At 40.4% G+C, this 12934-nt stretch carries 12 protein-coding genes; 6 read left to right on the top strand and 6 right to left on the bottom strand.

The window, feature by feature from the left end; all coding sequences use genetic code 11:
- Nucleotides 1-35: 35 nt before the first annotated feature.
- Entirely contained in the window at nucleotides 36-308 is a 273-nt protein-coding gene (locus tag FXW07_RS10380) for a hypothetical protein (RefSeq protein WP_229395360.1), read from the bottom strand.
- Nucleotides 309-399: 91 nt separating this feature from the next.
- Here FXW07_RS10380 and FXW07_RS10375 point away from each other — a divergent pair, with 91 nt between their 5' ends.
- Nucleotides 400-1119 (top strand): hypothetical protein, encoded by a 720-nt coding sequence (locus FXW07_RS10375; protein WP_229395359.1) that lies wholly within the window; start codon nucleotides 400-402, stop codon nucleotides 1117-1119.
- Nucleotides 1120-1480: 361 nt separating this feature from the next.
- Here the strand turns inward: FXW07_RS10375 and FXW07_RS10370 are convergent, their stop codons facing one another.
- The 5 genes from FXW07_RS10370 to pyrH form a co-directional block, all read right to left on the bottom strand.
- Nucleotides 1481-4084 carry a NosD domain-containing protein gene (locus FXW07_RS10370; protein ID WP_229395358.1) on the bottom strand — a complete coding sequence of 868 codons (2604 nt, stop codon included), beginning with the start codon at nucleotides 4082-4084 and terminating at the stop codon, nucleotides 1481-1483.
- 683 nt (nucleotides 4085-4767) lie between these two features.
- Complete coding sequence (locus tag FXW07_RS10365) at nucleotides 4768-5529, bottom strand: ABC transporter ATP-binding protein (RefSeq protein ID WP_229395357.1); 762 nt, start codon at nucleotides 5527-5529, stop codon at nucleotides 4768-4770.
- Nucleotides 5522-6637 carry an ABC transporter permease gene (locus tag FXW07_RS10360; RefSeq protein ID WP_229395356.1) on the bottom strand — a complete coding sequence of 372 codons (1116 nt, stop codon included), beginning with the start codon at nucleotides 6635-6637 and terminating at the stop codon, nucleotides 5522-5524. The genes FXW07_RS10365 and FXW07_RS10360 overlap by 8 nt, the downstream gene beginning before the upstream one ends.
- A gap of 135 nt (nucleotides 6638-6772) precedes the next feature.
- On the bottom strand, nucleotides 6773-7951 hold the full coding sequence (locus tag FXW07_RS10355; protein WP_229395355.1) for a hypothetical protein: 1179 nt from the start codon (nucleotides 7949-7951) through the stop codon (nucleotides 6773-6775).
- 340 nt (nucleotides 7952-8291) lie between these two features.
- Nucleotides 8292-8993, bottom strand: coding sequence for a UMP kinase (pyrH, locus tag FXW07_RS10350; protein WP_229395354.1), 702 nt, complete (start codon nucleotides 8991-8993; stop codon nucleotides 8292-8294).
- Between the two features lie 186 nt (nucleotides 8994-9179).
- Here pyrH and FXW07_RS10345 point away from each other — a divergent pair, with 186 nt between their 5' ends.
- The 5 genes from FXW07_RS10345 (at nucleotide 9180) to FXW07_RS10325 (ending at nucleotide 12719) form a co-directional block, all read left to right on the top strand.
- Nucleotides 9180-9758, top strand: coding sequence for a TetR/AcrR family transcriptional regulator (locus FXW07_RS10345; protein ID WP_229395353.1), 579 nt, complete (start codon nucleotides 9180-9182; stop codon nucleotides 9756-9758).
- 143 nt (nucleotides 9759-9901) lie between these two features.
- Nucleotides 9902-10594, top strand: coding sequence for a flavodoxin (locus tag FXW07_RS10340; protein ID WP_229395352.1), 693 nt, complete (start codon nucleotides 9902-9904; stop codon nucleotides 10592-10594).
- Nucleotides 10595-10650: 56 nt separating this feature from the next.
- On the top strand, nucleotides 10651-11304 hold the full coding sequence (locus tag FXW07_RS10335; RefSeq protein WP_346655648.1) for a DUF4405 domain-containing protein: 654 nt from the start codon (nucleotides 10651-10653) through the stop codon (nucleotides 11302-11304).
- The gene (locus FXW07_RS10330; protein ID WP_229395351.1) at nucleotides 11258-11446 is read left to right on the top strand and encodes a hypothetical protein; all 189 of its coding nucleotides are present in this window, start codon (nucleotides 11258-11260) and stop codon (nucleotides 11444-11446) included. The genes FXW07_RS10335 and FXW07_RS10330 overlap by 47 nt, the downstream gene beginning before the upstream one ends.
- A 145-nt stretch (nucleotides 11447-11591) precedes the next feature.
- Entirely contained in the window at nucleotides 11592-12719 is a 1128-nt protein-coding gene (locus tag FXW07_RS10325; RefSeq protein ID WP_229395350.1) for an MBL fold metallo-hydrolase, read from the top strand.
- The last annotated feature ends 215 nt before the right edge of the window (nucleotides 12720-12934 follow it).

Below are 12934 nucleotides of genomic sequence, written 5' to 3'. Positions count from 1 at the left end.
TCTACTTTGTCCAGTTTAGATTTAGGCTCTTTATCCTATGGAATCTTTCTTTTTCTTCTCTCTTTTTCAGAAGAAATGTCTTCATGCTTTTTAGAGCCAAGAATCTTAGGTTTGGCTTTTTCACCTTTGAGTAAGTTGATTTCATCTCGAAGCTTCTGGTTCTCTGCCTTGAGGAATTCAATCTCTTCATTCTGTTTTTCAATTATAGCAAACAAAATGCGAAAAGCTTTGGCATATCTTTCATCTTTAATTTCATCAGGATTGATGTCCAGTGAAGCAAGCAATTGTTTTAAAGCTTCAAGTTCCATTTTTCTACTCCAAAATATGATAAGGGAAAATGGAACTACTATTATAGTTTTTATGTGGTCGAAAATACATTACTGCTTTCGCCCATACAATTTGAAGAGGATACATATTTTTGACTATGCTTTTGACATAAGCTATATTGGAAAATTATTAAATTTAAGTTCGGACGTGGTTTTATTAAACACACTTGCGCTTATTAATTCATGTTTTAACATCACAATAGTTATCTTTACACTTATCCTAATATTGTGGATTAAATATCTTTACTCAAAAAAACTTTTAATCCCCAAAATTAACAAATATGGTGCAGTTGAACTATCTTCACTGAATGTTTATTCATCATTTTGGTTTTTTATTGGAATTGTGTTTGGCTTGAATTTAGCTATATATGCGTATTTTATTGCAACTCTACATAATATCTCAATAATCGACAATAATTTTTCACTCAATAGAGCAAGATTTGATATTCTATATACAAACTTACTGTATCCAGAATTTCACGTAATTGTATATATAGTAGGATTTTTAGTAAGTTTTGTTTTAATAGTCATATCATATTCTGTAGCTAAATTGTACAATGACCAGGTTATGAAATCAATAACAAATTTTTATAAGTATGATTTTCCCTATATTAAAATTAAAACTGAATCAGGAGAAATTAAAGGTCAACTTAGAGATATACGAAATAATTCTTTAGTAACTCTGAGTGATAAAGGAGAATTAAAAATTGTAGCTTGGGATAAAATACAGATTATGGAAGCCAGTAACCCAAACAAAAATGGACAATTCTTTTTTGATGGTTCTGTAAAATGATTATGTAGTAAATGATGAGCAGAAGAGTCCAACTTATATCAGAATGTTCTTTAAGAACATATATAATACATTTTTTGATTTTTTTACTGTTTTCAAAGCACTTTGATTATCAAAATATACGCTTTAAAGGTCTTTTTCGGTATTTAAGTAAAAGGTTGTACGAATGAAGTCTTAGTTCTTTGTATCACTTGCTTATATTCAAATATAAACCCAGAATAACCTTCCTGAGAAGCTGTACAGCCTCCTATTTCCTGAGAAACTGTACAGCCTTGTTTTCAGTGTGCCACTAATCTCCTGCTGCCCATATACCTGACAGTCAGGACATTTTTTCAGGATATTTTCTTTTTTATAGCACTCAGGATTAGATCATGATACGAGAATCTGCAAGAGGCAGATAATCAATGCCCTCTGTATTCACGGTATAAGCTGCATCACAGATACCGTCTCCGTTCTTATCTGCATGGGTCTGGCTGAAGCCGTCTCCTTTTGGAGTACCCCAGAAATTCCCACCAAGGTAAGTTCCACCAACAATATTCTTTGCCGGTGTCAGGGTTGTATTCAGGCTCGTACCTGCGTTAGAACCTTGCAGATAAATATTGTTTACGTTGCTGAAATAGTTATTATAAATCGAGTTGCTTCCCGAATCAAGAAGGAAAAGCCCATACTCCGAGTTTGAAGTAACCCTGTTACTGTCCAGGATATTACTCCTGGAAGAACCCAGATAGATCCCATACCTGGAGTTTGAATTTGCCTGGTTACCTGACAACCTGTTATCGCTGGAATTTTTCAAATAGAAACCGAATTTGTTATTCGATACGTCATTCTCACTCAGGTTGTTGTTACTGGAATAGGCAATCCACATCCCGTAATTGCTGTCTGAGGCCGAGTTGTTGGAAAACGCATTTTCACTGGAATTCTGCAGATAAATGGAGACATAATTGTTCGAAGCTTCATTATTAATTAACGTGTTTTTGGTCGCTTCCCAGACACTGATTCCGGACACGGTGCTGTCTAACGCAGTATTGCCTGTAAGGACATTTCCACTTGATGTCTTTACATAGATACCGATCTGGTTATTTAATGCCCTGTTGTCGTTCAGCTTATTATCATTACTCGAAGAGTACAGCCATATACCATAATTGCTATCCGACACCGTGTTGTTACTGAGCAGGTTTGCGCTGGAATTCCTCAGAACGATAGAAACACTGTTATTCGAGGCTGTGGAATTGCTTAATGTATTTCCCACAGAATCCCACAGATTAATACCAGAGTTTATGCTGCCTGATACCTTACTGTTGTTCAGTACGTTTCCGCTTGAAACTTTCAGATAGGCCCCGATTTTATTGTTTGACAGAATATTTCCTTCCAGCGTATTATTGTTAGAAGAATCAACCCAGATACCGTAGTTACTGCCGGATACCGAATTATTGAGAAGCGTATTTTCCGCGGAATTACGCAGGAGAACCGAAATTCCGCTCCCTGAGACTGTATTATTGTTCAGGAGATTGTTGCTGGAAGAATCAAGACGGATCCCGGATCCTGTATCCGAACCTGAGTTATTGCTAACCGAGGAATTGTTCCCACTGAAAAGGTTTGAAGTAGGATCTATGTAATTGTTAGAGAGCTGATTGCTTTCGATATTACAGTACTTAACTCCATTAAGGTGGATGCCTGAACTGGGGTAGTCTACAGGCCCAATTATATTCAGCCCGCGAATTGTCACTCCATCCGCAATAATATAGAAAACATCGTCCAGACTGCTGGCTGCCTTGACAATAGTGTCCCCACTGGTGTCCCCATAACTGGAAGATTGGGAGGTCAGGGTCAAATTCGTTACGTATACGTCGACGTTTTCTTCATAGACGCCCGGGAAAATAAGGATTGTGTCACCAGGGAGTGCGTTGTCTATTGCCGCCTGGATAGAAGTATAATCCGCAACCGGCCCGGTACTATTATTTACAGTAATCACTACCGGCTCTAATCCTTTCAGGGGAAGATAGTCTATGAACTGGGTGCCTTCGATATTATACTGTGAATCAAATATTCCGTCAAGGTCACTGTCCCTGGCTTTTTCAGGATATGTAGTCCCATCAGGTTTTGCCCAGAAATTGCCTCCCAGGTAAGGGCCGCCAGCTATGTTGGTACCCTCGGTTTTAGTTGTGTTCCAGGTATTTGTTCCCGAAACTTCTTCGAACTCTACGTTTACCGTATTATTGAAACAGTTATTATAAATCAGATTGTTTGAAGTCCCGTAAATATTCAGCCCTGATTTCGTATTGAGGGTTACAGTATTACCTGCCAGAGTGTTGCCGTTTGATTCGCCTGTAAGATAAATACCTTCCATATTTTTAGAAATTGTATTATTCTCCAGGACATTGATGGAGGAGTCAAAAAGTGAAATTCCATTACTGCAATTTGAGATTGAATTATTGCTCAAATTATTGTACATGCCGCCGCCAATACTAATCCCGGTCAGACAGTTTGAAATTTCATTATTCTCAAGCGTATTGCTTGAGCTCAGTATATATAGATCGATACCGCAGCTGTTATTGAACAATTCATTGTTTTCAATGTGGCATTCAATAAATTCAAAAACATGAATACCTGCGGAATTGGACCCACTTATGCCAAAACCTTTAATGCTTACGTCGTTTGCCCAGATACTGAAGACATCTTGAGAAACGTCGGCTGCCCGGACTACAGTATCGGAGAATTTTCCAGATTCGGAAACAATAGATATGTTCTTATTAATTACAATATTCTCCTCATAAATACCGGGTTTGACAACAATTTCATCTCCTGGATTTGCAGCAGCTACAGCCGCCTGGATGGTAGTAAAATCTGCAGGCTGACCAGTGTTGTTACTTACAGAAAGCACATTAGCTGCTGCACTTCCTGCAGTCATCAGGTGAAGTGCGAGAATTATTAAACAGATAATTTTCAAGATTCCTTTTACATACATCATAATACGCCCCATATTAAAATTTCATAAGTTGTGAGATTCCTCTTTTACAGCAACTATTGCAGTTAATAGCTAGATATGGAAAATTTATGTGAGGTATTACAGGATGTTTCATAACCGAGGAAATTGAGATTAAATCAATTAGATCGGTAAGATCGGTTGAACCTTTTTGACTGGTTTATCGGTTGAACCGCTTTGACTGGTTTATCGGCCAGGTAATTTGACTGAATAGTATGGAATTGCTCATAGTCCCCATAACTCCAGACTTTGAGGTCACATAAAAAAGACGAAAGAAATCAAACACTCACAACAATCTTTTTTATTCTGACTCTTATCCGGTTTATTGTCCTGACAGGCTAGCTGTAATTATAACGTAGAAGAACAGCGTTTTTAAGCAGGAAACTGTACGAATTTTGAAACTAATTGCATATATAAAAAATTTATACTGTTATAAAAAATTAACCCAAGAGTTAAAGAGTGCGCTCAAAAAGATAGAAATCATAACAATAAAACAGCCAAATTTAGAATTTCTCATTGATCAAAATAGGAAAACAGACTCTCTATAGACTTCTCTCTACGAGGATTCAGTTCCAAAATATAGTGATAAAAGTAAGTGTAACCTCACACTACATAGATTTATAATTCTGAAGAAAAAACAGTATTTTAAAACCTGATTTGTATGATAATTAATCTTTAATAACCCCGTCCGTAATCCTGAGCACCCTCGAACACTCCTTTGCAACCTCCGGGTCATGCGTCACAACAAGAATCGTCTGCCCTTTTTCGCTCAACTCTTTGAAGACCCGCACAATTGAATCCCTGGTTTTGCTGTCCACCTCACCTGTGGGTTCATCCGCCAGTATAACCGCCGGCTTATTCGCAAGTGCCCTGGCAATAGAGACTCTCTGCTGTTCTCCTCCTGATAATTCCGAAGGCTTATGGGAAAGTCGGTCTCCAAGGCCAAGTTCTTCTAGCAGCTTTCTGGCCCTGTCTCCTCTTTCTTTTTTGGGCACTCTGGAAAAGCGCATGGAAAGCTCAACGTTTTCAAGTGCAGAAAGCGTAGGGATAAGGTTATAGTGCTGGAAAATAAAGCCTATTTTTTCCCTTCTCACGCGGGGAAGCAGTTTTTCAGGCACAGATGTGAGATCCGTCCCGTCAAGAATGATTTTTCCGTCCGTGGCTTTTTCAAGCGTGCCTATAAGGGCAAGAAGAGTGGACTTTCCGGACCCTGAAGGCCCCATTATCGCAAGCAATTCCCCTTTTATCACAGTGATACAGGCACAGCGAAGGGCATGGACAGGGATTTTGCCCTGGGAATAGGTTTTGGAAAGGTTTTCAACCTGAAGTATGATTTTCTGATCTTCGTTACCCCAATTAAGCTTATTATTTTCTTTTTCCGGCTTATTCGAGACCTCAAGCCCTTCCCCCTCAATCTCGACCTCATGCATGCTTCAAAGCCTCCATAGGGCTCATTTTCGAGGCCCTGTACGCAGGATAAAGCCCTGAAAGAGCCCCTATCAGCAAGGCAAAAAGCATGGCAATTACAAGAAGCCGGGGCGTTATCAGGAAAAGCACTATCCTTGTGTTTGCGAGCCATGCATTCATAATATAGACGGCCACGGAACCTACCAGAATTCCGAGGATTCCGCCGAAAAGGCCCATAAATGAAGCTTCCCCAAGCGTGAGGAGCAAAATATCCTTTGTTTCGGCTCCAATGGCTTTTAAAATTCCAAATTCTCTTGTCCTCTCGGCAACGGACATCAGCATTGTATTCATCACGCAAAGCCCGCCTATGATTGCTGCAAGAAGCCCTGAGCTGATAGTGATTACACTGAAAATCATAAAGGACTGCCTTGCCTGCACCTCAAGCTCTCCGGGAGAAAGGGTGCTTGTGCCTTTAACGCTCAATTCTATGCGTTTGGAGAGTATTTCGGCATCCACTCGTTCGTCAGGCACCGCAAAGATATAGGAAATTGAATTGCCCACATCATATAGATCCTGCGCAGTTTCAAGAGGTATGATTACCGCGTTATCGAAAATCGAACCCGTGTAGTCCAGAATTCCTATAACGGTAAAATACTTGTCATGGATCTCAAACTTGCTCCCGATCTGGAGTTTATATTCCCTTTGTATGTTGCTTCCGACAACAACATTATAAGAGTCTCCCGGATTGAGAAAACGGCCTGCTTTCAGCTCTACGGGATAAAGGGCAACGCTGGATTTTTCCGGTGGGACTCCCAGAATTTGCTTCCCGGTCATTCCCATTTTGTCCTCATCAAAAGTAGTCATTAAAAGCCCATACGCATCTTTCACACCTGCCACCCGGAGTACGTCGCTCACCTTATCGTCCGTAAGCCCCCCTCCAAAGACGCCGCTTTCGGCAAAAACCCGAATTTTGTCGCTGGTCACACTCATGGAACGCTCAAACGTCTGATGGAAATTTTCGGACATCGCACCCATAACTATAACTGCAAAGATCCCGAGGGCAATCCCGCAGACTGTCAGTGCACTCCTGACCTTTCTGTTCATTATATTCCGGATGATGAGGTCAAACATGATGATCCTGCATTCGAATTTTATACTATTTTGGGCTTTCAAGGCTTTCAAAGCTTCCAAAACTTCCAAAGCTTCCAAATTCTTTCAAGATTTTCAAAGCTTCCAGGACTTTTTATTTTCCTTTTTCAGAACTCTTTATTTCCTTTTCCTTCCAGATAAGATTCCAGCACATAGAAAAATCTCCAGAAATGTAAGGAAGCAAATAGCCGGAGATTCTTCAACAGGGGTTGCTTCAGCAACAGGTTCAAAAACCCTCAAAACCGTTTCATGGCTGTCCAGAATTTCTCCTTCGGAATTCAGCACATAGATCTTTACATTATAATCTCCCTTTGGGACTCCCTGCCAGATTATTCCTACAGTATCTTCTTTTCCCGAGATCAGGATATCTGCAGTTTCCTCAAAAATCTGTACCTTCCCACTCTCAGGCGTCAACACAACCCTTACAAATCCGTCAAAGGGCACCTGAGATCTTCCAACAACAGTAACACTTGCTCCGTATTCATCCACATCGATATCCCAGTCAACAATTTCCACTTTTTCTTCGGCCCTGAAATCCGATCTGTAAGCTGCAGTAACATCAGGAGAGTGGGAATGGACCTTCAAAAGAGCAGTGTAGTTTTTATCTTTTTCAAGCAGGAAAGGCCAGTAGCTTGCATTATAATAAGTGCCTGTAACGGGGATATTCTTATGCTTTTCAGAATACACGATTTCCGTTCCTGAGAGAAGTTTCAGGTCAAGGTCGATAACGCCGGGTTCAGGCGCCTGTATACTCCTGAGGTTAGCAGGGCTTGTAAGACTCATTAAAACTAAAGCTTTCTCGGAATCTGCGGAGAAGTCAACAAGTTTAAGCTTTGAAAGGATGGGATTTCGGTCGGAAAACGAAAGTTTTCTGAAAGCAAGGCGTTCATTCCCGTTTTTAACATAAACCTGCGCTGTATAAGAGTCCGTATCTTTTCCAAAATCGTTCTCAATTTCCCAGAAAAGTACTTTTGTAACTTCCTGCCCTTTCTTAACAGACCCTAGAAGAAAAGTTTCCGATTTCAGCAGTTTTTTCTCCGAATTCAAAGTAAAAACAAGAGAAACATTTTCAAGAGGCTGCTCAAACCGTACTGTAGTATCCGCAAGCTCATTGTCCGAGAAAATATCCATGATAACGGCATCTCTCTGCCTTTCCTTTTCAAAGGCTGTCCCATCTACTGCAGCAAAAGCGGGAATGAGATCAGCGCAGAAGATTATCAGGAATAGAAGAATGAAAAAAAAGTGGAAAATAAACCCTCTCTGTCTAAAAGAACTCTTTCTTTCAGGCAAGCTCAAACCCGACTCCTCCTCCCTTTAAGAAATATCAGGACAGAAACTTCAGGAAACTGGCTTTGTAGGAGTTCTAAACACTAAACCGGCACTTCCGTCTGTTTTCTGTTATTAAGATATATGTCGGAACCTCTATGTTTAAGTTTTCATTTTCTGTAAAAATAAAGATTTTGAAGCCAGCTTTTATTTTTCGAACTCTATCTTGTCTGGCTGTTAATACTGGTCTGAGCCTTAATTGGTTTGAACTTTAAGTCTTAATTGGTTTGAACTTTAAGTCTTAATTGGTTTGAACTTTAAGTCTTAATTGGTTTGAACTTTAAGTCTTGATTGGTTTGAGTTTTGAGCCTTAGATCTTTGTCGTAATCCAGGTCCCGCAGGATATGGGAGTCTTTTTAACGGCCTCTCCATCGAGAACTTCTCCGAGCATGGCAGGATTCCGGGCATCCATGACAAGTGCATCGAGCTTGCAGCGTTCTATAATTTTTGCGGCTACAGGGTCAACAGGAGATTTGGAGCCTGCTTTCATCTCGATTGCCATGACTATGTTTATGAGCTTCTCAGGAGAGATTTTATCGTACTTTACTGCCGAAGGGTCACAGTTAGGGTCTGCGGAATAAACTCCGTCAATCGAGGTTGCAATTGCCAGCAGGTCTGCCCGCAGGAACTCCGCAAGAATTGCAGCGACGGCATCCGTTGTCTGGCCAGGGGTAATTCCTCCCATGACGACTACCTTTCCGGGACGTATAGCCTTTGCAGCTTCCAGATAATTTGTAGGAATTTCCGGACAGGCATCGGGCCCAAGAGCTGCAGCAAGCAAGTGTGCATTCAGGCGAGTAATTTCGATACCAATGTAGTCGCATGTAACTTCATCGGCACCAACTGCCCTTGCAGTTTCGATGTAATTCCTTGCCGCTTCTCCTCCGCCGGCTACTACAAGCAGGGTATGTTTTTTCGAGAGCTTACGGAGAACATCCGCATATTTTAAAAAACGATCGGGATCTAGATTTTTTGCGAGAATTGAACCGCCTAATGAGAGTACTATGAGCATGATGATCTCTACACATTAACAATTCGGATTTTTAAATGTATCGCTGGATATTTTTTACTTAAGTTGCCAAAAATCCCTTGTGGACTGCAATACCAGCTAAAAGCCAAGAATAAAATGCCATAAAGTATTTATAATAACTTAATATTAAAACATAAATGACTAATCAGTCAATTATAGAGATAATACATGAAAGAACAGGTCAAAGACAAAAAAACAGCCATTCTGGAAGCAGCCTTAAAGCTCTTCACGGAAAGAGGCTTCCACGGTACATCCACTGCCCAGATTTCAAAAGATGCAGGTGTAGCCACAGGCACGCTTTTCAACTATTTTCCTACAAAGGAAGACCTTATTAACAGCCTTTATTTTGAGGTAAAAGGAGATTTAAGCCGCAGTATGGGAAAAGAAATTGAGGCACAGAATACCTTCAAGGATAAATTAAAAAAAATATGGTCAAATCTAATCAAATGGGGAGTAGCAAATCAGGAAGAATTCCTTTTTGTCGGGCAGTTCTGTTCATCCCCTTACATCACAAAGTTTACACGTGATGAAGTGATGAAAGAGTATGTATTCCTCCATAAGCTTGTGGATGAAGGAATAAAAGCGGGAGAAATCAGAGATTTTTCCGCAGAGCTTACCATTGCAATGTTTTATCAGGGTAGCAGGGCGGTGGTGAACCTTATCATTGATTCAGATTTATCACTGGATGAAAATAAGGTTATAGAAGATGGATTCCAGATTATTTGGAAAGGTCTGGCTAATAACTAATTTTTTTTCACTAGCCCCGTGAGTGATTAGTCAATCATCCATTAAATTAAGGAATCCGCTATCTAAAAGATCAAAGTTGCGCTGGCGTACCCTGCAGCAAGCTAGCGGGATATTCGACTGAAATAAAAAAGGAGATGCACACGATGAAGAAAATATCAGCTCTGACCCTCGTAATAATGACAGGCCTCTTCCTCTCTATCTGCGGATGTGCAGACAGCGACACGACAAATGTTGACGTAAACAGCACACAGGTAGAAGCAGAGGACAATAGCCCCAATGTTACCGCCCCAGAAGAAACCAGTTTGCCAAATATGGAAACTGAAAGTGAGAATCATACACAAATGGATTCAGCGTCAAAAAAAATTCTTGTGGCTTATTTTTCACATACTGGCAATACACGTGTAATTGCTAATCAAATCCACGAAAAAGTCGGCGGGGATATCTTTGAAATTGTGACCGTAAATCCATATCCCACGGATTACGATGCTGTAGTTGATCAGGCAAAGCAGGAACAGGAAGATAACTACAGGCCCCAGCTGAAAACAAAGGTTGAGAACATGGACTCCTACGATGTGGTTTTCATAGGTTATCCCAACTGGTGGGGAACGATGCCGATGTCGGTATTTACCTTTTTGGAGGAATATGATTTTTCCGGGAAAACCATTATACCGTTCTGCACACACGAAGGAAGCGGCCTTGGACGAAGTGTTGAAGATATCACTGAGCTTTGCCCGCAGTCCACGATTCTGGATGGCCTTGCAATCAGGGGATCAAGTGTAGAAACTGCGCAGGATGATGTATCCGAGTGGCTGCGTAAAATCGGAATGGCAGAATAAATGAGGAGAAGCTTTTGGATCGGAAAATCTTGTTTAAGCTAGCCATTGACCTCGTTATGACGGTTATCATGCTAGTAGCCATGGCTTACTACCTAACAGGAAACGTGATCCACGAACTGTTAGGAGTTTCCTTGTTTGCTTTATTCATTGTCCACAATGTTTTAAATCGACGATGGTATCAGACAGTTATAAAAAGAAAGCACAATGGACGCCATGTTCTTAATACATCTGTCAATCTGCTTCTTCTTGTAATGATGCTGATGCTAATGTTAAGCTCCATAATGATTTCCCGTACCTTGTTTGCCTTTATTCCGGTAAGCGGTGGCATGATTGCACGGCAGATACACGTTCTGGCCACATACTGGGGTTTTATCCTCATCTCCATACATCTGGGAATGCACTGGGGAATGATTACAGGTGTGGCCCGAAATACACCGGGAATTCCCTTTCCAAACCGTAGCCACACATTTGCGCTGCGAATCATGGCAGTGTTGATCGCTGTACATGGAGTGTATTCATTCTTTGAAAGAGACGTGGGTTCCAAGCTGATTTTGTACTATACATATTCCTATTGGAACTTTGATGAATCAGCTGTGTTTTTCTTCACGGATTACCTTTCCATCATGGGAGTTTATATTTGTGTGACTTACTATGTTCTAAAATTTGTCCAGAATAGGAAAAAACAGCGCCTATTCAAGAATTATCAATAATATCGGAGAAAGCAAAAAGGAAGTTGAACATAGAAATCTGCCACATGTCGATGGAAAAGTCAGTACTGTTGGCATTGGAGCAGGAGGCCTGCATGAAACTACATCGCAGGAAATCAAAGGCATCTCTTCCGTCTTAACATGAGGATTCCGCTGTGCTGTGTATGCAGAGTAGCTCAGGGTTGTCCGACTCTATTCTGAACTGTCTTACAGTCCGGGCAGAGACGTAAAAAAGCGCAGAATGGGATCTCCAATTAGCTGCGTAAAATTGGAATTACAGAAGTGAAAATATGAAAAGGATTAAAAAAATGGGGTTATATTTACTCAGTTTTTTGCTTCTATTGGGTGTCTTTATTATCTTGTTTATAAACATAGACCCGGCTTTCGGTGGGAATCCAACAAAAGAACAAACAGAAATGTATCAACATTTAAATAATTATGTTGATGGGAAATTTATTAATGAGGATCCTACAGAGTTGGTTATAAATTCCTCAGACGCTTCATTAATGAATGAGGATTCTGCTTCAGAGGCTAAAGACCGCAACCCGAGTGGTCCAATTCCTGTTTCTGCCATTGACTGGAACAAAATTAAAAGTGAAACTGATAGTTTGACCTGGTTTGGACACTCTGCTTTTCTGCTTAGCATTGATAATAAAAAGCTATTGATAGACCCTATGTTGAGTCCTATTGCTTCCCCTGTTTCATTTGTGGGAATTAAAAGATATGAATATAGTAAAGATATTATGCTGCATCTTATTGATGAAATGCCGCCTATTGATGCAGTTTTTATCACACATGACCATTATGACCACTTGGATTATCAATCTATTGTTAAACTAAACAGCAAAGTATCACATTTCTTTGTTCCTCTGGGAGTTAGTGCTCATCTGGTTCGATGGGGTATTCCAGAAGAAAAAATTACGGAACTCAATTGGTGGGAAGAAACGGAATATCAGGGCTTAACCGTTGTTTTGACACCAGCCAGACATTTCTCCGGAAGAGATCCGTTTAATATCGATACTACTCTATGGGGTGGATGGGTCATCCTGGGAAACAAAACTCGAATATATACAAGTGGAGACGGTGGATACGGTCCACATTTCAAGGAGATCGGAAATAAATACGGACCTTTTGATATAACCTTGATCGAAGGTGCCCAATATGATCCGAGCTGGTCGGATATTCATATGGTACCGGAACAATCTGTTCAGGCTAATCTGGATGCGAATGGTGAGACCATGATGTTGATGCATTGGGGAGCATTTACATTAGCTAATCATGGTTGGAATGAACCAATAGAAAGAGCACTAAAGGAGGCAAAAAAAAGAGAAGTAAACATAATTGCCCCGGAAATTGGTGAAACCGTTCTATTAGATTCAAACCTACACATGCCTTCGACTCCCTGGTGGGATTTTTGAAAGAACATTATCTAAGGAGATGATGCCTGGAATGGAGGGATATCAGAGGAAACAAAGTCATAGAGTTGGGATATGAATGAGAAAAGCGGTTTGAGCGAAGGAGAAGAATCCAGGCATGTTGAAAAATTATTTTTCAATTTTTTACATTTTACCTTTCTCTGTATGGCTTACTTTTATATACCATTAAATCCTATACGATGACTGATCAGTCACTC

It is taken from the genome of Methanosarcina sp. DH1, from assembly GCF_020804205.1.
Lineage (GTDB): Archaea > Halobacteriota > Methanosarcinia > Methanosarcinales > Methanosarcinaceae > Methanosarcina > Methanosarcina vacuolata.
This window is presented reverse-complemented; position numbering and strand designations above follow the sequence as displayed.

What these genes read in the sequence shown, in the direction of transcription:
- FXW07_RS10380 (WP_229395360.1), bottom strand. Translation starts at nt 308, where the DNA reads ATGGAACTTGAAGCTTTAAAACAATTGCTTGCTTCACTGGACATCAAT.
- FXW07_RS10370 (WP_229395358.1), bottom strand. Translation starts at nt 4,084, where the DNA reads ATGATGTATGTAAAAGGAATCTTGAAAATTATCTGTTTAATAATTCTC.
- FXW07_RS10365 (WP_229395357.1), bottom strand. Translation starts at nt 5,529, where the DNA reads ATGCATGAGGTCGAGATTGAGGGGGAAGGGCTTGAGGTCTCGAATAAG.
- FXW07_RS10360 (WP_229395356.1), bottom strand. Translation starts at nt 6,637, where the DNA reads ATGTTTGACCTCATCATCCGGAATATAATGAACAGAAAGGTCAGGAGT.
- pyrH (WP_229395354.1), bottom strand. Translation starts at nt 8,993, where the DNA reads ATGCTCATAGTACTCTCATTAGGCGGTTCAATTCTCGCAAAAAATCTA.
- FXW07_RS10345 (WP_229395353.1), top strand. Translation starts at nt 9,180, where the DNA reads ATGAAAGAACAGGTCAAAGACAAAAAAACAGCCATTCTGGAAGCAGCC.
- FXW07_RS10340 (WP_229395352.1), top strand. Translation starts at nt 9,902, where the DNA reads ATGAAGAAAATATCAGCTCTGACCCTCGTAATAATGACAGGCCTCTTC.
- FXW07_RS10335 (WP_346655648.1), top strand. Translation starts at nt 10,651, where the DNA reads ATGACGGTTATCATGCTAGTAGCCATGGCTTACTACCTAACAGGAAAC.
- FXW07_RS10325 (WP_229395350.1), top strand. Translation starts at nt 11,592, where the DNA reads ATGAAAAGGATTAAAAAAATGGGGTTATATTTACTCAGTTTTTTGCTT.